The 22122-nt window shown below is 65.0% G+C and carries 9 protein-coding genes and 1 pseudogene; all 10 read left to right on the top strand.

Annotated features, from left to right (window positions below):
• Positions 1 to 105 precede the first annotated feature (105 nt).
• A pseudogene (locus ACM62G_RS29205) lies at positions 106 to 12635 on the top strand (filamentous haemagglutinin family protein).
• Positions 12636 to 12915: 280 nt separating this feature from the next.
• On the top strand, positions 12916 to 13521 hold the full coding sequence (locus tag ACM62G_RS29200) for a transposase (RefSeq protein ID WP_054057509.1): 606 nt from the start codon (positions 12916 to 12918) through the stop codon (positions 13519 to 13521).
• Entirely contained in the window at positions 13518 to 15212 is a 1695-nt protein-coding gene (locus tag ACM62G_RS29195; RefSeq protein WP_419736236.1) for a ShlB/FhaC/HecB family hemolysin secretion/activation protein, read from the top strand. The genes ACM62G_RS29200 and ACM62G_RS29195 overlap by 4 nt, the downstream gene beginning before the upstream one ends.
• Before the next feature lie 26 nt (positions 15213 to 15238).
• Positions 15239 to 17071 (top strand): DUF2341 domain-containing protein, encoded by a 1833-nt coding sequence (locus tag ACM62G_RS29190; protein ID WP_419736235.1) that lies wholly within the window; start codon positions 15239 to 15241, stop codon positions 17069 to 17071.
• Between the two features lie 15 nt (positions 17072 to 17086).
• Complete coding sequence (locus ACM62G_RS29185; protein ID WP_054057511.1) at positions 17087 to 17512, top strand: ExbD/TolR family protein; 426 nt, start codon at positions 17087 to 17089, stop codon at positions 17510 to 17512.
• Between the two features lie 2 nt (positions 17513 to 17514).
• Entirely contained in the window at positions 17515 to 18222 is a 708-nt protein-coding gene (locus tag ACM62G_RS29180) for an energy transducer TonB (protein WP_054057512.1), read from the top strand.
• Positions 18223 to 18261: 39 nt separating this feature from the next.
• Entirely contained in the window at positions 18262 to 19959 is a 1698-nt protein-coding gene (locus ACM62G_RS29175; RefSeq protein ID WP_419736234.1) for a putative porin, read from the top strand.
• Between the two features lie 18 nt (positions 19960 to 19977).
• Positions 19978 to 20619, top strand: a complete 642-nt coding sequence (locus tag ACM62G_RS29170; protein ID WP_054062317.1) for a hypothetical protein — start codon at positions 19978 to 19980, stop codon at positions 20617 to 20619.
• A 17-nt stretch (positions 20620 to 20636) separates the two neighbouring features.
• Positions 20637 to 21128: a YbjN domain-containing protein gene (locus ACM62G_RS29165; RefSeq protein ID WP_273824052.1), complete on the top strand. Its 492-nt coding sequence runs from the start codon at positions 20637 to 20639 to the stop codon at positions 21126 to 21128.
• A gap of 65 nt (positions 21129 to 21193) precedes the next feature.
• A complete protein-coding gene (locus ACM62G_RS29160; RefSeq protein ID WP_419737579.1) occupies positions 21194 to 22078 on the top strand; it encodes a peptidylprolyl isomerase in 885 nt (294 codons plus the stop codon).
• Positions 22079 to 22122 lie beyond the last annotated feature (44 nt).

Here is a 22122-nt window from a genome sequence, read left to right as displayed (position 1 = left end):
TTCGGTCGCGACCTTCCGTAACCGCCTATCCGGTAATGAGCAACGCCCCGTCACCGATCGGGTCATGCGTTGCCGCCCTTGGCACGATCTGAAAAGGATGGAGTGATGCTGCGCTGCAAACCCTCGGCAAGACTCAACGCCCGGCGTCACGACGACGCCTCCTCGATCCTGCGGCTCAAGCCCCTGGTCCAGGCCATCGCCCTGTGGATGGTGGCGGGCAGCGCCCAGGCGGAAACAGCGTTCAGTTCGGCCTGGTTCACCAACAAGGGGGCCAACCTGTCGGCCACCGCGGCGCGCAACAACAGCGGACAGATTCCGGGTATCCCGACCCTGGCGGAGCAGAGCCGGGCCAACCAGCAGTTGCAGCGTTCGCTGGGCAGTCTCAACAGCACCGTCGCCGCCATCGCCGCCCAGCAGGCGGCCCAGGCGGCCGGTCGCCAGGCGGCGCTCGGCCAGTTGAGCAACATTCCCGATGGCCTGGGCAAGGGCGGCCTGCAGGTCGACAACAGCCTGACCCAGGGCTGGCTCAATGCCAAGGCGCCGACCCAGACCCAATCCGGTGGCAAGACCACCGTGACCATCGAACAGACCGCCGACAAGGCGATTCTCAACTGGGAAACCTTCAACGTCGGGCGCAACACCACGGTGGATTTCCAGCAGCAGTCGAACTGGGCGGTGCTCAACCGTGTCAACGACCCGCTGGCACGCCCAAGCGAAATCCAGGGCCAGGTCAAGGGCAATGGCACCGTGATGATCATGAACCGCAACGGTGTGGTTTTCAGCGGTTCCAGCCAGGTCAACGTGCGCAACCTGGTGGCCGCTGCGGCAACCATCAGCGACGATCAGTTCATCCAGCGGGGCATCTACGTCGACACCAATGGCACCCAGCCGACCTTCACCGATGCGGCGGGCAAGGTCGAGGTTCAGCGTGGTGCGATCATCCAGACCCTGGCGCCCACCTCGTCGACCGAGGCCGGCGGTTATGCGCTATTGCTCGGTTCCGAGGTGGAAAACGCCGGGACCATCGCTACTGCCAAAGGCCAGACCACCCTGGCCGCGGGTGACAACTTCTACATTCGTCGCGGTGTCGGTACCAGCAGCAACCAGCGTTCGACCACCCGTGGCAACGAAGTGGCGACTTCGCTGAAAGCCGGCAGTACCGCCGGCAAGGTGAGCAACAGCGGTCTGATCCTGGCCTCCACCGGCGATATCACCCTGACCGGGCACCAGGTACAGCAGAACGGTGTGGCGCTGGCGAGCACCTCGGTCGACACCCGTGGCACCATTCACCTGCTCAACTCGGCTACCGACACCACTGGCAGCGTGACCCTGGGGCAGGGCAGTACCACCGCGATCCTGCTGGAAAACACCGATGCTACTGCTCTTGACAGCCAGCGCAACAACGGCCTGACCGGTCTCGACGGTTTGCCAAACACCCTGATCACCGGGTTCTTCAACAACCTGAGCACGGTCAGCGATCGCACCGACCAGTCGCGCATCGAGATCGTCAGTGGGGGCAACGTCGACTTCCAGAAGGGTTCCATCACCCTCGCCACCGGCGGCCAGGTGGCCGTCAGTGCCGCCCAGCGCAGCCTGGTGCGTGATGGCGCGGTGATCGACGTTTCCGGCGCGGTCGGCGTGAAGGTCTCGATGGAGTCCAACAACATCAAGATCAACGTGCAAGGTAACGAACAGCGCGACGCACCGGTCAACCGTGACGGTGGCAAGCTGATCAACAACGACGTCTGGGTCGACCTGCGCGAGCTGGTGTTCGTCCCCGCCGGCACCAACGGCTATGCCACCGATCGCTGGTACACGGCGGGCGGTCTGTTGGAAGTCGGCGGGTATCTCGGTACCCAGGGCCACAACATCGGCGAATGGATGGCCCAGGGCGGCACGCTGACCTTCACCGGCAAGGAGGTGGTGACCCAGCAGGGCGCACAGCTCAACCTGTCCGGCGGCACCGTCGACGTACAGTCCGGCTACATCCGGCAGACCTGGCTCAAGGGGCCCGACGGTCGCCTTTACGAATTGTCCCGGGCCCCCGGAGACATTCTCTATTCGGGGATCTACAAGGGCTTCGAGTCCAGCAGTGCCCGCTGGGGCCAGACCGAGTATTTCTACAACCCGATGATCGCGCAGCAGCAACGCTATGAATCGGGTTACACCGTGGGCCGTGATGCTGGCAAGCTGGTGATCGGTACCAGCAACGCGGTGCTGGAAGGCCAGATCGTCAGTGAGGTGTTCAAGGGCGACCGGCAGAATCAGGCGCCGAACCTCAATCTCGATGGCTACCAGCAATCGCGCAACGCTGTCGCCCAGCGGGCGCAGCTGATTTTCGGCAAGTACACGCCGATCCATGACAAGAAGACCGGCACCCTGCGCTACAGCCTGGACGCGGTTGCGGACCAGGTGCAGATCGGCGACGGGGTCGAGCAGATTGCAGCCGGACTGGACCTGGACACCGCGCTGCCAGCCAATCGCCAGGGCACCCTGTACCTGGACAGCGATCAACTCAATGGTTTCCAGCTCGGCGCCATCAAGGTGGCGGCCAGGCAGCAGGTCCAGGTCAATGGCGACCTGGCCGTGGGCAAGGGCGGTGATATCACCCTGTACGGGCCGCAGGTCCGGGTCAATGCCAACCTGACCGCTCACTCCGGTAGCCTGCATCTGGGCAACGTGCTCAATCAGGTGAACTCCGCCAACCCGACCCAGGGCGTCATCGACCAGATCATCCAGCCGGCGGCTGGCCAGAAGGCCGTGGTCGACATCGTGGCTGGGGTGAAACTCGATACCACTGGCCTATGGAGCAACCTGGCGCTGGATGGCGATAACAGCCGGTTGCCCTATATCAACGGGGGGGCGGTTTCGCTACGCAGTACCGGTGATGTGACGCTTGGGACGGGAAGCCTGGTCGATGTCTCTTCGGGGGCTGCCCTGCTCAATAATCGCAAGCTCAGCGGTGGCAAAGGGGGTGACATCACCCTTGCTGTCAACGTGGGTAACTCCACGGCGGCAGCTGATCTGACGCTTGCTGGTGAACTGCGTGGCTACGGCGTCAACGGTGGCGGCACCCTGAAGCTGCAGGCCGGCAAGGTACAGATCGGCGACAGTTCGACACCGGCAGCTTCCGGTACCCTTCAACTGGCGGGCGATTTCTTCAACAAGGGGTTCTCGGCCTACGACATCACCGGAAACCAGGGGCTGACCGTCACCGACGGTACTCAGGTCGACGTAAGCATACCGGTCTATCGGGTCGGGGAGCAGGCCGGCGACATACCGTCGGGGGGATCGCCATCGACACTGCTGGAACGCTGGACGCCCGATCTCTACCAGAACGATGCCGCCAAGGGGGTGCTGACCCAGCGTAGCGGCGCCAGCCTGAGCCTTAACGCGGGGACGAATACATCCAGTGCTGCGGACATGGCCAGCACCGTACTGAATGTCGGCCGCGGTGCGCTCATCCATGTCGATCCCGGCCAGGCCATCGCCCTGAACAGTATCGGCCAACTGACGCTGGATGGCACGTTGAGCGCCTGGGGTGGCAAGGTCAGCCTGGGCGCGATCCCCACAGGGAGTTCGGATCAGGTCAATGCCATCGGCCATGGCCGCTCCATCTGGGTGGGCGAGCACGCCCTGATCGATGTGGCGGCCAGGGCCGTGACGGCGACCGATGCCAGTGGTCGCGTCTACGGCCGGGTGGCCAACGGCGGCAGTATCAGCCTGGGTGGCACGTTCGACGCCGCGACGGGCAAGGTCAAGGCGGCGGACCTGTTCCTGGTGGTTCGTGAAGGTGCACGACTGGAAGCCTCCGGCACACAGGCGATGCTCGACGTCCCGGGGCAGGGGCGCACGCTGGTCGCCAGCAATGGCGGCAGCATCACCCTGGCCTCGAACAACGGCCTGTACCTGGATGGCCGTTTCAATGCCCGCGCCGGCGCAGAGGGCGCTGCTGGCGGCACGCTGACGGTGGCCCTGCAAAGCCAGGCGTACTTGAAGGCGTTTGCCACCGATCGAGTGCTGAACTACCGCGAGTTGGTGCTCAGCCAGATCCGTCAGGCCAATACGCTACCGACCACGGCCGAGGACGCGGCGGGTGTGCTGACCTACGGGCAGGGCCGGTTCGGCGTCGACCAGTTCGAGGCTGGAGGTTTTGACAACCTGACCTTGTTCAGCAGTGGCCTGTTGAGCGTTGATGGCGATGTGACGCTATCGACCCGCCAAAGCCTGCAACTCTATTCCAGCTACCTGGGATTGACGGGCAACGCCGCGGATCAGGCTCGGGTTCGTCTTTCCAGCGCCTATCTGCTGTTGGGTGGGATGCTCGAGTCATTGGGGAAAGAGAGCTATGTCGTTCCCGGCCTGAACGGTCGTTCGCCAACCCCGCTGGGCCATGGTGTGTTCTCTGCGGATGCCAAGCTGATTGATGTGCGCGGTGACGTTACCTTCGGGGTCAAGAGCTCCGTCGCGTACCTGGGCCAACCGGCGGTGGCCATCGAGCGTCGAGGTTTCGACCAGGTGGAGCTGACCAGCCAGGGCGACTTGCGCTTCCTGGCGGTTTCCAGCGATACCGATCCGACGACAGGTCCCAAGACAGGTCTGTACACTGCCGGTGACATGACTCTGCGCGCGGCCCAGCTGTACCCGACCACACAGACCAGTGCCGCCATCATGGCGGGTTCCGGAGGCAGTGGTAGCGGTTTCGATCCGACGCGAACCTTGACCATCGGTCGCGTGGGCGATGCCAGTGCGCCGATTCCCTATTCGGCTTTTGGTCGCTTGCGGCTCGGGGCGGCGGTCATCAAACAGGGTGGCGTGGTCCGAGCGCCCCTGGGGCTGATCGAAATCGGCAGCGGCCTGGGCACCCCAGGCGTGGAGAAAGTGGAACTGCTTCCCGGCAGTATCACCTCCGTCAGCGGCAAGGGCCTGGTGCTTCCGTATGGTGGTACCTTCGATGGCCAGACCTATTACTACAACGGCAAGGCGGTGGAATTCCTCGGGCAGGGCGGTACACCCACCGCCAACCGCGGATTGCAGGTGGGTATCGCATTGGGTGGCAAGTCGGTGTCGGTCCTGCCCGACGCCACCCTGGACCTGTCCGGCGGTGGCGACCTGCTCGGTGCCGGTTTCATTTCCGGGCGTGGCGGTTCCACTGATGCGCGTTTCAATCCATTGGTCCAGTTCGGCTCCGATGGCAGCTTCCTGTTGCCGGGCCTGGCGACCAACCCGATCTATGCCATCGTGCCCGGCGTGCAGCCGGGTTATGCGCCGGTATCACCGGAAGGGGGCGCGGTCGACCCGATGATCGGCCAGCAGATCACTCTCGGTGCAGGGATTCCCGGGCTGCCGGCTGGCACCTACACCTTGATGCCTTCGACCTACGCCCTGTTGCCCGGTGCCTTCCGGGTCGAACTGAATGGTTTGGCAACCGGCGGCACGGCGGGTGGTACGCAACGGATGCGCAACGGATCGTGGTCAACCTCGGGCCAGTTGTCCATTGCCAACACCGGTATCCGCAACGGTGTCGCCAACCAGATCATCCTGACCTCCGGCGACGTCTTGCGTCGCTACTCGCAGTACAACGAAACCAGCTATGCACAGTTCGCGATTGCGGACGCGGCCCGCCTCGGCGTGCCCCGGGCCCTGCTGCCGAAGGACGCCCGGACGCTCAAGCTGGAGTTGGAAAAGGGCGCCGGGGAGAAAGCCTTCACCTTTGCGGGGATCGGCAAATTCGACGCCGCCGAAGGGGGGTATGCCGGTACGGTCGCGGTGTTGGGCAGTAACGGCTCCGCGTTGGAAATCGTCGGCGCCGGGCGCCAGGCCACGGCGCAGTTTGACGGTGTGACCCTGGATGCACAAAGCCTGAGTGCCCTGGGGGCGGGGCGCATGGTGATTGGCGGGTTGCCGACGCTGACCTATGGACAGGGCGGCAACTACATCACCCTGTCGAAACTGTCGAGCAGCATCGTCATGCGCGACGGCGCGACCCTGGGAGCACCGGAGGTGTTCCTGGCCACCGGTTCCGGGGACATCGTGCTGGAGCAGGGCGCCTCGATCACCACACTGGGTTACGGCAACGCCGCCTACGATGCCCGGAACGGCTTTATCTATCAGGTTGGCAACCTGCTCGCCGTCTCCAACGGTCTGCTCAATGTCGTCAACCTGCCTGAGGGCCAAACGGCGGTGACGGGCGGGATCAAGGTGGGTACCTGTGCCCTTGTCCCGTGCACCGGCCAGACTTCGCTGTATTCCAACGGCAGCATCGCCGCTGTCACGCCGACAGCGTTCCAGCTCGATGACAAGGTGCGTTACGGCACTCGTCACCTGACCCTGGCCCTGAACAATATCAACGTCGGTACGCCAGAAGCGCTGGCCGATGCGGTGGCCGGCAATCGGCTGCCGGCCGGCCTGACGCTCAACCAGCAACTGATCGATCGCCTGCTGCAAGGTGACACCCAGTCCGGTGCGCCGGCCCTGGAGACCTTGCAACTGTCGGCGCGTGATGCGTTCAACTTCCATGGCACCACGACGCTCGATACCTATGACGTACAGACCGGCAAGTCGCGCCTGAGCAACCTGATGTTGTCCACTCCGGCGATCTACGGTGCCGGTGGCGCTGGCGACGTGGCCACGATCCATACCGCCAACCTGATCTGGCTGGGCTCGGACAAGCCGGCCGGTTCGGTGATCGCTGGTGGCGCGGGAACCGGCAGCGGGCGCCTGGATATCAATGCCCAACGCATCGAGTTCGGTTATGGCGACTTCGCCCAGCCCAATACGGTCAAGAGCTTCGATCGCCTGGTGCTTGGTTTCGCCAACGTCAATCTCAACGCCAGCGAACGCATCACCGCCAACCACAAGGGCAGCCTCTCGGTCTACCGGAGCCAGGGTGCCTACGAGGCCGGCAAGGGCTTCCAGTACAGCGGCGGCAACCTGAACGTCCTGACACCGCTGATGACCGGTGAGGCTGGCTCGGTGAACCGCATCACCGCTGGTGGCACGATTGACGTTTCGTCGTCGGGCGCCGCTGTGGGTGAGGTGAACGGGCAGGGCGCCGAACTGGCCCTGCAGGGCAGCAGTATCCGACTGGCCAGCGCCGTGGTCCTGCCCAGCGGCAAGGTCACTCTGGGGGCGACCGGTGACGTGCTGCTCACCGATGATGCCCGGCTCGATGTGGCCGGGCGGGCCATTGTCTTCAACGACGTGACCAAGTACGGCTGGGGCGGCAGCGTCAGGCTGGAGAGCCGCAACGGTAATATCCACCAGGCGGCGGGCTCGCGTATCGACCTGTCGGCCAGGTACAACCAGGCCGGGACCTTGAGCGCGGTGGCGCTGGATGCAGCGGCCGGTATCGTTGACCTGCAGGGGCGTATTCTCGGCTCCAGCGGCGGTTATTACGATGCGGGCGGCACCCTGATGCCGTACACGGCGGCGGGCGTTGAGATCCAGGCCCAACGGCTGGGAGCGACGGGAACGCTCGATGAGCAGTTCGCCGCCCTCAACCAGCGGCTGAACGAGGGGCAGGTCACCGGTTCGCGCAGCTTCCAGTTCAAGCAGGGCGACTTGACCATTGGCGAGGGCCTCAAGGCCGGTGACGTGACTGTCTCCATCGACAACGGCAGCCTGCGGGTGAGCGGCACCGTCGATGCGAGCGGCGAGCGGGTGGGCAGTATTCGCCTGTCGGCGAAAAACGGCCTGACCCTGGACGGCAGCGCCGTACTCGATGCCCATGGTACGCGCCTGCGGGTCGACAGCTACGGCAAGATCATCGATTCGCCGAACCGGGCGATCGTCGAACTCAACTCGGGCAATGGTCAGTTGACCCTGGGCAGCGGTGCACGCATCGACCTGCGCCACGGCACCGATGGGCCGCTGGGCAATCTGCCGGGGCAGAACGACGGCCGTGCCCGCGGTACCCTGGAACTGAATGCTCCGCGCCTGGGCGGCACCACTGGCGGCGACATTGCCATCGATGCCAGCGGTCCGCTGACCATCCAGGGGGCGCGTTCGATCGCCGTCAACGGGACCTGGCGCTATGACGATGCGGCCTACGGCACCGATCCGGCGGCCAGCGGCCGTCCCTACCAGATCATCGACCAGGCCTACCTGGACGCCAAGCATCTGCAGAGTACCGCGTTCATCAATGCTGCCCTGGCCAATACCAGCCTGATGCAAGGCAAGCTGGCGGGCTTGAACAACGCCACCTATGCCGATGCCTTCCATCTGCGTCCCGGCGTGGAGATTGTCAGCGCGACGCCGGACGGCGACCTGGTGGTGCAAGGCGATATCGATCTGTCGGGTTATCGTTATGCCAGTGTGAACCCGAACACCCGGAAGACCGGGGTCTACGGTTCCGGCGAAGTCGGCAGCCTGACCTTACGGGCCGGTGGCGACCTGAATATCTACGGCAGTATCAGCGACGGGTTCGCGCCACCGCCGGCGACCCAGGACGACAAGGGCTGGATCTTGCTGCCAGGGAGCGACATCAATGGTGGCGATACCGTGGTACCGGGGGCCGGGGTGACGTTGGCCGATGGCACGACCTTCCCCGGCGGCGTCACTCTCAACTACGACTTGCCGATAAAAGGCTTGCAACTGGCGCCTGGAACCCGCCTGCCGGTATCGGCGACACTCGACCAGGCGCTGTCGCTGCCGGCGGGGACCGTGTTGGCGGCAGCGGTACGCGACGCCTCCGGCAATATTCTATTTGCCGCCGGTACGTTGTTGAGTCAGTCCCAGACCCTGGCGGCGGGCACCCAGCTGGATGCCGGCAGCCTGCTTCCGGTGGCGGCCAACTTCAAGGCCCTGACCTGGCCCAGGGGCGTGCCGTTGCCGGGCGTTGCCGGTACGACGCAGACCGTGGTCCTGAATGGGAACCAGGTTCTGTCCCGGGGTGCTCTGATTCCTTCGGGTACCGATGTAAAACTGCTGGCGGGCGTGGAGTCCATCCAGTTGCGTCCTGAGGTTGCCGGCCGCCAGGGGCAGATCTGGGCCGTTGCGCCGATGCTGGCTGAAGGTTCGCAGTCCTGGTCGCTGCGCCTGGTGGCGGGAGCCGACACCGAAGCGGCCGACAGCCGTATCGTCCAGCCGTACCCTGTCAGCGGTGACCTGCATCTGGCGGATACCCATTACGGCATGTTCGGCAAGGCCAAGCCGGGTGGCTATGTCTGGACCGAAGAAGGTTCGCTGAACTGGGCCGGCGATACCAGCCTGGTCGGCCAACCCATCGACTTCGATGCCATTGGCTACCCGGATCTGTGCACCGACAACCCGACGTTCTGCAAGGCAGCCACCAGCTATGTCTGGACCGAGGAGGGGTCGCTGAACTGGGCCGGCGATACCAGCCTGGTTGGCCAACCCATCGATTTCGATGCCATTGGTTACCCTGAGCTATGTACCGACAACCCGACGTTCTGCAAGGCGGTCGGTCAGTCTCAGTTGGTTGCCGGTAGCCAGCGCTTCAGCGTGGTTCGTACCGGTACGGCAGACCTTGAATTGCTGGCCGGTGGCGATCTGAAGATGGACTCGCTCTACGGCGTCTACACCGCCGGCAACTCATCGACAGCCACCTCCGCCAATGATCCCTACAACCAGGCCCGGGCGCGGGGGACCGGCGGAACAGTCCTTGGCGATGCCTTCGGTGGCTACGAGGAGCTGGTCAATGGCAGTGCCACCAGCGTTTACCGTGCCTGGTACCCGGACGCCGGTGGCAACCTGACCCTCAAGGTGGGCGGCGATCTCACCGGCAATATCATGGACCGTGTCTCGACTGGCCTGGGACGGCCCAACTCGGCGGACCTGGGCCATGACACCGCCGGTGTCGGCAACTGGCTCTGGCGCCAGGGCAGCGGCAGCGTCGACACAGGGGGACAGGCACAGCCAACCGCCTGGTGGATCAACTTCGGCACCTACACCAACACTGCCGCACTGGGCGGCAGTGGCGCCGACCAGATGGTCGGTTTCACCGGGTTCGGCACCCTGGGCGGCGGTAATGTCGATGTCCGTGTGGCGGGGGATGCGGGCATCCTGGCCCCCCTGTCCGGGGCGGCGTTTGCAACGTCGATCAACCCGCGCAGCCAGGGCCTGGTGCTTGCCGTTGGCAGCACGGGGCGGGTAGCGGCCGATGGCAGCGTGCAGATGACCGGCGGTGGCGATCTGAACCTGCGGGTAGGGGGCGCGCTGAACCCGGCCAGCGATCTCACCCAGGGACAGCAGAACGGTTTGCTGGTCGACCTGCGCGGGCATGTGCAACTCAATGGCGCATCGATGGGCAGCGTGGCCTTGCACTACGGCAACCAGGCCACGGACCAGGCACCTGGCGAGGTCAGGGCCTATGATCCGACGATCGCTACTCGCGCCCTCTCGGCCGGCGGCATGACGCTGGTTCCGGGGGATGCCACGTTCAATCTGTCTACGCTGGGCGATCTGGTCGTACAGAACGTGCAGGATCCGGGTAGGGTCGCCCTGATGAACGCCACGCCTTTTGTCAGCGGCGGCGTCAATGGTGCGGGCCAGAGCTGGTTCACCCTGTGGACCGGGCATACGGCGATCGATCTGTTCTCGGCCGGTGGCAACCTCACCCCCTATACCCTGGGTACCGTCACCGATGCGGCGGTGGTCTACCCCTCCATCCTGCGGGCGGTCGCGGCCAGCGGCAGTTTCTACTATGGCAAGGCTGCCACCAGCCAATTGAGAGACCCCGAATACAAGGCACCGTTACTGTTGGCACCTTCGGTGACCGGCGAACTGCAGTTCCTGGCCGGCGACTCCATTTACGCCAGTGGGTTCAGCGTCAGTCGTTCCGGCGCGGCCGCTGAAACGATGGCGACCCCTGGCGTCCGGCATTCGCGGGCTTGATCAACGGCAGTATGGTGACCAACGGCAACAACCTGTCGACGGATGGCAACACGGCCCAGGTACCGGCGGTATTGCCCCTGTTCGCCTTTGGCTCCGCCACCGCCTCCGACACCATTGCCGCCAGCCGTCTCCCTTCGCGCTTCTACGCGCTCAACGGCGACCTGCTGGGCGTCACCAGCGGCCGAATCATCAGCTTCCAGGGGACTGGCACTCCACGCTTTGGCCAGACCTGGTACGAAGGCGCCAGCCCGGTCTGGATGATGGCCGGTCGCGATATCGTCAGCAGCGGTACCGCACTGGGCAGCAGTGATTCGGGCATGACCGATATCAACAAATACACCAGCACCGGCAACCTGTTCGTGCACAACGACCCGAACGATGTCTCCATCGTTTCCGCCGGCCGCGACATTCTCTACAGCAACTTCACGGTGGCCGGTCCCGGTACCCTGGAGCTGACGGCAGGGCGCAACATCCTGATGGAAGACAAGGCCAGCATCACCAGCATCGGTGCCGTGGTCCCCGGCGACAGCCGCCCGGGTGCCAGCATCGTCATGCAGGCCGGCTTCGGCACGAATGGCGCGGACTACCTGCGTTTCGTCCAGACCTACCTGAACCCGGAGAACCTGGCACAGGCCGGCCAGTCGTTGAGCGGCGGCAAGGTGGCCAAGACCTACGAGACCGAACTGGTCGCCTGGCTGGCCGAGCGGTACGGCTTCAGTGGCACTGCCGATCAGGCGCGTGCCGACTACGCGGCCCTGTCGCCCGAGCAACAGCGGATCTTCGCCCGCGAGGTCTACTTCGCCGAGCTGAAAGCGGCGGGACGCGAGTACAACCAGGTTGGCGGACCACGCCAGGGCAGCTACCTGCGCGGTCGCGAGGCCATCGCCTTGCTCTTCCCGCAGACCGACGTGGCGGGCAACCCGATCACCTACCAGGGCGACATCACCTTGTTCGGTGGCGCCGGGGTACACACCGACTTCGGTGGCAACATCCAGATGCTCACGCCGGGCGGTGGCCAGGTATTCGGTATCGAGGGCGTGGCGCCACCGTCCACGGCCGGCGTGATCACCCAGGGTGCCGGCGATATCCAGCTCTATTCCCTGGACAGCATCCTGCTGGGGCAGAGCCGGATCATGACCACCTTCGGCGGTTCGATCATGGCCTGGTCGGCGGCCGGCGACATCAACGCCGGCCGCGGTTCGAAGACCACCGTGGTCTATACGCCGCCCAAGCGGGTCTACGACAACTGGGGCAATGTCACCCTGTCGCCCTCGGTACCGAGCACCGGGGCGGGGATCGCGACGCTCAACCCGATTCCGGAGATCGCGCCGGGCGACATCGACCTGATCGCGCCGCTGGGCACCATCGATGCCGGCGAGGCGGGAATTCGGGTGTCGGGCAACGTCAACATCGCGGCCTTGCAGGTGGTCAACGCGGCCAACATCCAGACCCAGGGCAAGTCCTCGGGGGTGCCGATGACCGCGTCGATCAACACCGGGGCCATGACCGCCGCCAGCTCCGCCGGCGCTGCGGCCTCCCAGGCGGCCGAAGACGCCGCGCGGCAGCAGCAACAGGCGGCGAAGCAGGATCGGCCGTCGGTCTTCACCGTCGAGGTGCTCGGTTTCGGCAGCGAACCGGTGACCCCGAGTCGCGACAGTGCCAGCCACACGCCAGCCTATAACCCCGACAGCCCGGTCCAGGTCCTCGGTGCGGGCCCCTTGAGCGAGCAGGCCAGGCTACGCCTGACCGAAGAGGAACGGGGCAACCTGACCTTGTAAACGCGGGTTCTTTCTCCTCTCTGGCGGCCTTGATGGCCGCCTTTTTTTGCCCGGCCGTCCTGTGGCGGGCAATCCCACTTCCATGGGCCCCACCGGCGCCTACGGGCATGGATTTTTCAGGCCGCATTTGCTGGCCGGAAAGCGCCAGGAATGAAGCTTTTGTGACAAAAGTTCGGTAGCACAAGGCCAGCCCCGTCTTGGATATGTAGAACGGGCAAGGGGGCGTCAGGCCCCGTTTTCCAAGGTTGCAGGGAACGCTGGAGGGGAGGGTATGGGGACTATGGAACGCTACTCGAAAGTGGGCATGCAGGAGCTGGACCAGCGCCTGTCGAAGATCGTCGAGGCGGCGCGCAAGAAGCCGGTGTCGGTCTATCGCTACGGTGCACCGTGGGTCTGGATCGTGTCCCAGGAAGATTGGCAGGGCGCCTTGAAGGAGGTCTCCAGCTACATCCCGCCCGGTCATTCGCTGGTGCTGCTGCGGCCACAGATCGACGACCTGCTCGACGAGCATCGCGACGTCCTGCTGGCGGCGGGGGCCAACGCGAAGATGCTGATCGCCCCGCAGACGGTGATGCACATCCTTCTGCTGCAACTGCTGTATTCGGTGCCCGGCGAACAGCAGTTGTACGAGCAGCTCAACTACAACCTGCTGTTCCGCTGGTTCGTCGGCCTGGACCTGAACCAGAAGGTCTGGAGCTTCAACGTCCTGAGCAAGGACATCGCCACGCTGCTGGACAACCCGCAGGCCGTGCTGCTGATCCAGAAAATCGTCGGTGAACTGTTCTGTGGCGCCCTGCTGCAGATGCCGGAGTTCTCGCTGAACTTCGCCTTGTTGCACACCTGGCTGGCAAGGCATCCATCGCTGGCGATCACGAACAACCAATGAGGCGCCAGGGGCGACAGCCCCGGCCATGCGGCCTCGACAACGCTCGGGGCCATTTCTTGAATCAAGGGGGCGGTGTGGAGCATCTGTTCTTCAAAGAGACGGCGCGACCGACAGGGGCACGACGCGCCTGGCCGGCCGGCGCGGGCCTGGTGCTGGCCCTGCTGGCCGGGCCATCGGTCGCCGAGGAGGCTCCGGTGGCCCGTCTGGTGGACGTCAACGAGTACGTCGTGCGCGGCAACACCGTGTTGCAGGCCCGGGATATCGAGGAAGCGGTCTACCCGTTCCTCGGTCCGCAGAAGGCCCTGGCCGATATCGAAGGCGCCCGCGATGCCCTGCAGAAGGTCTATCAGGCTAAGGGGTATCAGTCGGTGTTCGTCGAACTGCCCGAGCAAAAGGTCGAGGGTGGCATCGTCTTCCTGCAGGTCAGCGAAACCAAGGTTGGCCGGGTGCGCGTGGTGGGTGCCAAACACTATTCGCCGGTGGAGATCCGCGAAGACGTGCCGGCCCTGAAAGAGGGCGAGGTACCGGATTTTGCCAAGGTCCAGAGCGAGTTGGCGGCGCTCAACAAGGGCGCCGGTCGCCAGGTCATGCCGCTGGTGCGCGAAGGCCAACGGCCCGGGACCATGGACGTTGACCTGCAGGTCGAGGACCAGAATCCGTGGCACGCCAGCCTTGGGCTGAACAACGACTACAGTGCCGACACCAAGGAGCTGCGAGCAGTCGCCTCCCTGGGTTACGACAACCTCTGGCAACTGGGGCACAGCGTCTCGCTGACCTACTTCACCGCACCTGAGGACCAGAGCAACGCCAAGGTCTGGTCCGGTTCCTACAGCGCACCGCTGAGCGAGCGCTGGACCCTGCAGTTCTCCGGTTACCAGTCCGACAGCAATGTCGCCACCATCGGCGGCAGCAACGTACTGGGCAAGGGCCATTCCTATGGCGTCTCGGGTATCTACACCTTGCCTTCCAGCGGGGCCTGGGCCAACTCGTTCTCCATCGGCGTGGACTTCAAGGATTTCGAGGAAGAGCTGAAGTTCGGCAGCAGCAGCGACCAGATTCCGCTCAAGTACGCCCCGCTGACCTTTGGCTACAACGGCTACCGCTATACCGAAAACGCCCAGCTCGGCCTGGGCCTGAACCTGGTGGCGGCGACCCGCAGCTTCTTCGGCTATGGCAGCGATTCCGACGAGTTCGACTACAAGCGCTACCGTGCCAGCCCCAGCTTCACCGTGCTCAAGGGCGACCTGAATTACACCTACACCTTCACCCGCGACTGGCAGTCGGCGTCCAAGGCAGCCTTCCAGCTGGCGTCCGGCCCGCTGGTGTCCAACGAACAGTTTTCCGCCGGGGGCGCCACTTCGGTGCGTGGCTACCTGGCGGCCGAGCGCTCGGGTGACAGCGGGATGCTGTTCTCCCAGGAACTGCGCACGCCATCGCTGGCCAGGTTTGTCGGCAGCTACGTCAAGGAGTGGCGCTTCTACGCCTTCGCCGAAGGCGCGCGGCTGACCCTGGAAAAGGCCCTGCCCGAGCAGGAAGACGAATACAGCCTGGCCAGCGTCGGCCTGGGGACACGCGCCAGCCTGAGCAAATGGCTGTCCGGCAGCCTGGATTGGGGCTACCCGCTGCTCGACGGCCCGAACACCCGCAAATACGACTCACGTCTGCACTTCAGTGTGCAGGCGACTTTCTGACCCTTTTACTGACGGAGAACCACCGCATGTCACGCTTAATCGTGTCCCTGTTGATCTGCCTGGGCTTCGTGCTCCCGGCCACCGCCCAGGCCTGGTGGCAGGACGACTGGCATTACCGCAAGCAGATCAGCGTCGACACCACGCCCCAGGGCGCGGCCATCAGCGAGGCCCTGGGTCGCACCAGCCTGCTGGTGCGCCTGCACACCGGCAACTTCACCTTCGACGGGGTCAAGGAAGACGGTTCGGACCTGCGCTTCATCGCGGCCGACGACAAGACCGTGCTCAATTATCAGATCGAAAGCTTCGACCCGCTGATGGGCTCGGCGCTGATCTGGGTCGATGTGCCCAAGGTCGAAGGCGGCCAGCGCCAGGACATCTGGATGTATTACGGCAACCCGAAGGCCCCGGCCACCAGCAATGGGCAACTGGCCTTCGAACCGAACTACACCGCGGTCTATCACTTCGATGGCGCGCCGGGGACGCCGGCGAAGGATGCCACGGCCTTCTCCAACCACGCGCAGAACGCCACCGGCAGCCGTATCGACGGGGTGATCGGCGCGGCCTTGCAGTTCAGTGGCCAGCCGCTGCTGTTGCCGGCCAGTCCGTCGCTGCAATACAACGCCGGGGGGGCCTTCACCCTGAGCGCCTGGGTGCGTCTGGACCAGGCTTCGGGCGAGCAGTTGCTGATGGCCCGGCGCGAAGGCGGCCATGCCTTGCTGCTGGGGGTCAGCCAGGGTACGCCCTTCGTGGAGGTCAACGGTCAGCGCGCGGTATCGACCCAGCCGCTCAACCCCGGCCAGTGGCAACACCTGGCGCTGACCGCCCAGGGCAGCAAGGTCTCGCTGTTCGTCAACGGCCGTGAGAGTGCCAGCCTGGCCCAGGAAGTCGCGGCGTTCAATTCGCCGATCGCCCTGGGCGGCGACCTGCCGGCTGCCGACCCCGCGGCGGCGGCGAGCCCCTTCGCCGGCTTCCATGGCGCCATCGATGAGCTGCGTTTGTCCAAGGTCGTGCGGCCGGCCGCCGTGCTGCTGGCCGATGCCGGCGCGCAAGGCGCCGAGTCGAAGCTGGTGGCCTATGGCGCCGATGAGGAACAGTCCGGTTTCGGCTTCGGCAGCCTGGGCTTCCTGCTCAAGTCGGTGCCGGCGGATGCCTGGGTGATCATCGCCATCCTGGTGCTGATGATGCTGCAGTCGTGGGTCATTATGGTCCGCAAGAACCGCGCCCTGAGCCGTGTCAGCCGCGCCAACGAGGCGTTCCGCGAGCAGTTCGCCCAGGTCGGTACGCGCCTGGAAATGTTCGCCGACGACCAGGACCTGGCCCGCCGCCTGGAGCATTCCTCGCTGTGGCGCCTGTATCTGGTGGCGGTCAAGGAGATTCGCACCCGTCGCGCCCAGGGCGCCGATACCTCGTCGGTTTCGGCGGCCACCATCGAGGCCATCCGCTGCTCCATGGACGGTGTGCGCACCCGGGAGAACCAGCAACTGGGTTCGAAACTCTCGACGCTGTCCAACGCCATCGCCGGCGGCCCGTACATCGGCCTGCTCGGTACGGTGCTGGGGATCATGGTGGTGTTCCTCGGCACGGCCATGGCCGGTGACGTGAACATCAACGCCATCGCTCCGGGCATGGCCGCAGCCCTGCTGGCCACCGCCATGGGCCTGTTCGTCGCGATCCCGGCACTGTTCGGCTACAACCGGCTGATCACCCGCAACAAGGAAGTCAGTGCCGACATGCGGGTGTTCGTCGACGAGTTCATCACCCGCCTGGCGGAAATGCACGGTGAGGGGCAGAGCCATGACGCCAATCGTGCCAGGCCCGCCCAGGCCGGCCAGCATGCCGTCGACCTGCTATCGGTCTGAGGGGAGGGAACTGCCATGGCTTCCGTAAACGCCTCCCATGACGACGATGACGATGCCGCCGTCGACAGTATCAACATCACGCCCCTGGTGGACGTGCTGATGGTGGTGCTGGTGATGTTCATCCTGACCGCCACGGCCCAGGTCTCGGGGATCCAGATCCACCTGCCCAAGGCCAGTGCCTCGGTGTCGCTGTCCGAGGCCAAGACCAAGGCCATTTCGGTCAACGACGGTGGCCAGGTGTTCCTCGATGCCTATCCGGTGACCCTGCCGGAGCTGGAGGAACGCCTGCGTATCGAGAAGGCGCAGAACCCGGACTTTCCGATCATCGTGCGCGGCGACGCCACGGTGCAGTACCAGAAAGTCATCGAAGTGCTCGACCTGCTGCGGCGCCTGGAGCTGTCCCAGGTCGGGCTGGTCACCGGCAAACCGAATCAGGGATGACCATGACCGCGAAATTACCGATCAGCCCCGAGCCCGTGAAGCCGTCGCCGCTGCGCCTGTTCAAGTGGGGCGCCGGGCTGCTGCTGGGGGCGGCTGCCGCCTGGTTCCTGTGGCAGTGGGCGCATGACATGAGCGGGGTACGGCGTGAGGCGCCGAAGGTGCCGATGATCATCCCGTTGCCGCCTCCACCACCACCGCCGCCTCCGGAGCCGGAGAAACCCAAGGAGCCGGAACCGCCGGTGGAGGAGAAGGTGCCCGAACCGACGCCCGAGCCCGAGGACATCAAGCCTCAGGAAGAGGCACCGCCGTCACCGGCGGACGACCTGGCCAACCCGATGCAGATCGACGGCGACGCCCAGGCCGGCGGCGACGCGTTCAACATCGGCGCGGGCAAGGGCGGTGGCATGGCCGGTTCCGGCGGGGGCGGGCTGGGCACCGGTACCTACAAGCAGTACCTGGCCGCGACCCTGCAACGGCTGCTGCGTGACGACCCGGACCTGCGTCGGCTGGCGTTTTCGGTGCAGGTCGATTTCTGGCTTTCGGCGGACGGCGATGTGCTCAAGGTGGCCATGGTCAAGGGGACCGGCGAGCCGAAGATTGACGAGCGGATCATCGCGTCCCTGCAGAACGCACCGCGTTTCAGGGAGCGCACACCGGCTTCATTGACCTTGCCCATTCGCGTATCGCTCAAGGGCCGACGCCCGGACTGATCGAACACTTTCACGCTTTTCAACAGGAGTTGTGTGCAAATGATTTCCAACGTGAATCGATTGACCCTGGCGGTCGGCATGGTCATCGCGACCCTGGTCGGCCAGGCGGTGGCGGCGCAGCCCGCCGCGCCTTCGCAGAACGCCACGATCAATCTGATCCGCCTGCTGGTGCAGCAGGGTGTGCTCAAGCAGGAACAGGCCGATGGCCTGATCGCCCAGGCCGAGAAGGAGGCAGTCCAGGCACGTCAGGCCAACGCCGTGGCGGCTGCGGCCCCTTCGGCCACGCCGGGAGAGGTGCGGGTGCAGTACGTGCCGGCGATCGTCCGCGAGCAGATCCGCGACCAGGTCAAGGCCGAGGTCATGGCGACCGCCAGGCAGGAGAACTGGGCACAACCCAACACTTTCCCGGACTGGGTCTCGCGCATCAGCTTCGACGGTGACCTGCGCGTGCGCAATGAGTCCCGCTACTTTTCGGGTGGCAACGGCAACACCCTGGTCGACTACGCCAGGATCAACAGCGGCTCGCCCTATGACGTGAACCGGAGCACCAACACCCAGTATCCGCCGCTGCTCAACAGCCGCGAGGACCGCGAGAACCTGTTCCGCCTGCGCGCCCGCCTGGGCATGAAGGCGGTCCTGACGCCCGAGTGGGTCGCCGGCGTGCGCATCGGCACCGGCTCCGACAACAACCCGGTCTCGACCACCCAGACCCTCGGCGGCGGCTTTGCCAAGAAAGACATCTGGCTCGACCAGGGGTATATCAGCTGGAAACCTTCGCAGGACCTGACGGTAACCGGCGGGCGCTTCGCCAACCCGTTCTATTCCACCGACATGATGTACTCCAACGACCTGAACTTCGACGGCGTGGCGGCGGTGTTCAATCACACGCTCAACAGCGAATGGGGCCTGTTCGGTACCCTCGGGGCATTCCCGGTCGAATACACCTCGGATTCGGAAACCAGCAACGGCATCGACAAGGCCGACAGCCAGAACAAATGGCTGATCGGCGGGCAGATCGGCGCCAACTGGAAGATCAACGCCGACAACAGCCTCAAGGGCTCGGCGGCCTACTACAGCTTCAACGATATCGAGGGCAAGCGTTCCAGCCCTTGCAAGCCGTGGGACGGCCAGCCGGGTTGCGACACGGATGGCACCCGCCTGGCCTTCATGCAGCACGGCAACAGCGTGTTCCTGTTGCGCAACATCACGCCGAACCCGACCAACCCGAACCTGACGCCGCAGCCGCAGTACCTGGGCCTGGCCTCGGAATTCAACGTGCTCGACCTGAACCTGGCCTGGGATACGCAACTGCCCGAAGACTTCAAGCTGCGCAGCCAGGCCAACTTCATTCATAACCTGGCGTACGACAAGGGCGAGATGCTCAAGCGCTCCGAAGGCCAGATCGTCAATAACATCAACAGCAACGGCGAGTTCGAAAGCGGTGGCAGCGCGTTGATGATGCAATTCACCCTCGGCAACGCGCTCGAGCTGAAAAAGAAGGGCGACTGGAACCTCTACGCCGGCTACAAGTACATCCAGCCGGACGCCTTGCCTGACGGTTTCAACGACTCCTCCTACCACCTGGGCGGCACCAACGCCAAGGGTTACTTCATCGGCGGCAACTACAGCCTGGACAAGAACATCATCGCCTCGGCCCGCTGGTTGAGCGCCGAGGAAGTCTACGGCGACCCGTTCCAGGTCGATGTCTTCCAACTTGAGCTGAACACGCGCTTCTAAGCCCGAAGGAGAATCCCCATGAACAGGCGAATCCCGGCAGCGTTGTGCCTGCTGACCGTTGGTCTCTTCACTGCCCACGGCGCCAGCGCCGAAGGCATGGAAGAGCGCCTGCGGACCCAGCTGCGCAGCACCACCCAGCAGTTGCAGGCGCTGCAAAGCGAGCAGGCCCAGGCCAGTGCGGCACGGATTGCCGCCGAGAACCAGGCCAGGGCGGCCCAGGATCAGATCCGGCAGTTGACGGCCGAGCTGGCCAGGGCCAAGGGCCTGAGCGAGCAACTGGCTGGCCAGCAGCAGGCCCTGCAAAACCAGGCCCAGGCCTTCTCCGTGGCGGCCAACGAGCAGTTGGGCAAGTACAAGAAGGCCTATGACGACCTGCTGGTGATGGCCAAGGCCAAGGAAGCCGAACGGGCCAGGTTGCAGGGCCAGTTGACCGAGCGTGACACACAAGTGCAGCAATGTTCAGCCAAGAATCAGCAGATGTACGGCATCGCCAAGGACATCCTCGCCGCCTACGAGAAGATCGACGTGGCCGAAGTGATGAAGATCCGCCAGCCGTTTGCCGGCAGCGCCCGGGTCAAGTTCGAGGAAATGGCCCAGGCCTTTGGCGATGACCTCTACAAGAACCAGTTCGATGCGACCCACGCATCCCTGAACCCATGACACAAGGAAGAACCTCCATGAGCGAGCAACTGATCGAACAAGTTACCCCCGACAGCCTGACCGAGCTGCTGCAAGGCGCCGGCTACCGGGTCAACCGCACCGAGCAGAACGGTATCGTGCAACTGCTCAGCGCCAGCCAGGGCATCGGCTATGCCGTGCGTTTCGGCAACCCGGGCGCGCAGGAGGGCGGTTATGTCGACTTCACCTACAGCTGCGCCCTGCGTGTGCAGGGCGAGCTGCCGGCCGGCCTGGCCGAGTTGTGGAACGCTTCGCGGCGTTTCGCCCGCTTGTCGGCGCAGGGCGAGTTCCTGGTGATGGAGATGGACGTGGTGGTCGCCGCGGGCGTCAGCGTCAACTACCTGCGGGCCAACCTGGAGCTGTGGGATCGCCTGTTGCAGGAGTTCATCGTCTACCTGCGCGAATACAGCCAGCAGGCCGCGCAGTTGCAGGCCAAGGCCCAGGCTGCGGCCGAGCCGGAGCAAACCCGTGAGGAGGAGGCCGCCCTGTGAACAAAGGCAACCTGCTGGCCGGCGCGGGCGCGCTGGCCGTGCTGGTCGGGGCCGTTGCCCTGGCCATGCGTCCGGGTAACGATCCGGTGGCGGCGGTGCAGCCGGCACCGGCCGCCGTACCAGCCACCGCGAGTGCGCCGACGGTGGCCCGGCTGGGCAACCAGCAAGTGTCCCCGCAAGAGCTGAAGGCGCTGTTCGCGGCGTTGCCGCAGGCGTCGCGCGAGCAGTTGCGCAGCAACCGCGGCGCCCTGGAAAGCTGGCTGCGCACCCGCCTGGCGGAGAAGGCGGTGCTCGAACAGGCCGATGCCCAGGGCTGGCGCCAGCGCCCGGAAATCGAGCAGCAGACCCGGGCGGCGACCGAGCAGATCGTCTTTCGCAACTACATGGCCTCGGTCAGCCAGGTGCCGGCCGACTACCCGAGTGACGAGGAGCTGCAGCAGGTCTACGACAGCGGCAAGTCGCAGTGGCAGACGCCGGCGCTGTACCGGGTCAGCCAGATCTTCCTGGCGGTGTCCGATCAGCAATCGCTGGAAAGCGTGCGCAGGCAGGCCGTGGACCTGAGCCGCAAGGCCCAGGCCGCACCGGGCGAGTTCGCCGCCCTGGCGACCCAGTATTCCCAGGACCGCGAAACCGCCAGCCGCGGTGGCGATACCGGACTGCAACCGCTGGAGCAACTGATGCCGCAAGTGCGCGGGGCATTGTCGCGGCTGAAGGTCGGCCAGGTGGCCGATCCGGTGCAGAGCCCGGCGGGCTTTCATATCGTCAGGCTCACCGAGCTGCAGCCGGCACGCACGGCCACTCTCGACGAGCTGCGCGATCGCCTGCGTGAAGCCCTGCGGGCCCAGCGTCAGCAGCAGATTGCCAAGGCCTATCTGGAAGGCATGCTGAACACCGCGACCCTGAGCATCGATGGCGCGGTGCTCAACCAGGTACTGGAAGACAAACACTGACGGGAAACTTGCCATTGGATGGTTGGGCGCCGTGAGGCGTCGAC

The sequence above is a fragment of the Pseudomonas sp. COR18 genome (assembly GCF_048568395.1).
GTDB classification, from domain to species: domain Bacteria; phylum Pseudomonadota; class Gammaproteobacteria; order Pseudomonadales; family Pseudomonadaceae; genus Aquipseudomonas; species Aquipseudomonas fuscovaginae_B.
Note: the sequence above shows the minus strand (reverse complement) of the source record. Positions and strands in the feature narration are given on the sequence as shown.

Excerpts from the sequence above, each read along its gene's own strand:
- ACM62G_RS29200 (WP_054057509.1), top strand. The coding sequence starts at position 12,916 with ATGGAACGCTACTCGAAAGTGGGCATGCAGGAGCTGGACCAGCGCCTG.
- ACM62G_RS29195 (WP_419736236.1), top strand. The coding sequence starts at position 13,518 with ATGAGGCGCCAGGGGCGACAGCCCCGGCCATGCGGCCTCGACAACGCT.
- ACM62G_RS29190 (WP_419736235.1), top strand. The coding sequence starts at position 15,239 with ATGTCACGCTTAATCGTGTCCCTGTTGATCTGCCTGGGCTTCGTGCTC.
- ACM62G_RS29185 (WP_054057511.1), top strand. The coding sequence starts at position 17,087 with ATGGCTTCCGTAAACGCCTCCCATGACGACGATGACGATGCCGCCGTC.
- ACM62G_RS29180 (WP_054057512.1), top strand. The coding sequence starts at position 17,515 with ATGACCGCGAAATTACCGATCAGCCCCGAGCCCGTGAAGCCGTCGCCG.
- ACM62G_RS29175 (WP_419736234.1), top strand. The coding sequence starts at position 18,262 with ATGATTTCCAACGTGAATCGATTGACCCTGGCGGTCGGCATGGTCATC.
- ACM62G_RS29170 (WP_054062317.1), top strand. The coding sequence starts at position 19,978 with ATGAACAGGCGAATCCCGGCAGCGTTGTGCCTGCTGACCGTTGGTCTC.
- ACM62G_RS29165 (WP_273824052.1), top strand. The coding sequence starts at position 20,637 with ATGAGCGAGCAACTGATCGAACAAGTTACCCCCGACAGCCTGACCGAG.
- ACM62G_RS29160 (WP_419737579.1), top strand. The coding sequence starts at position 21,194 with ATGCGTCCGGGTAACGATCCGGTGGCGGCGGTGCAGCCGGCACCGGCC.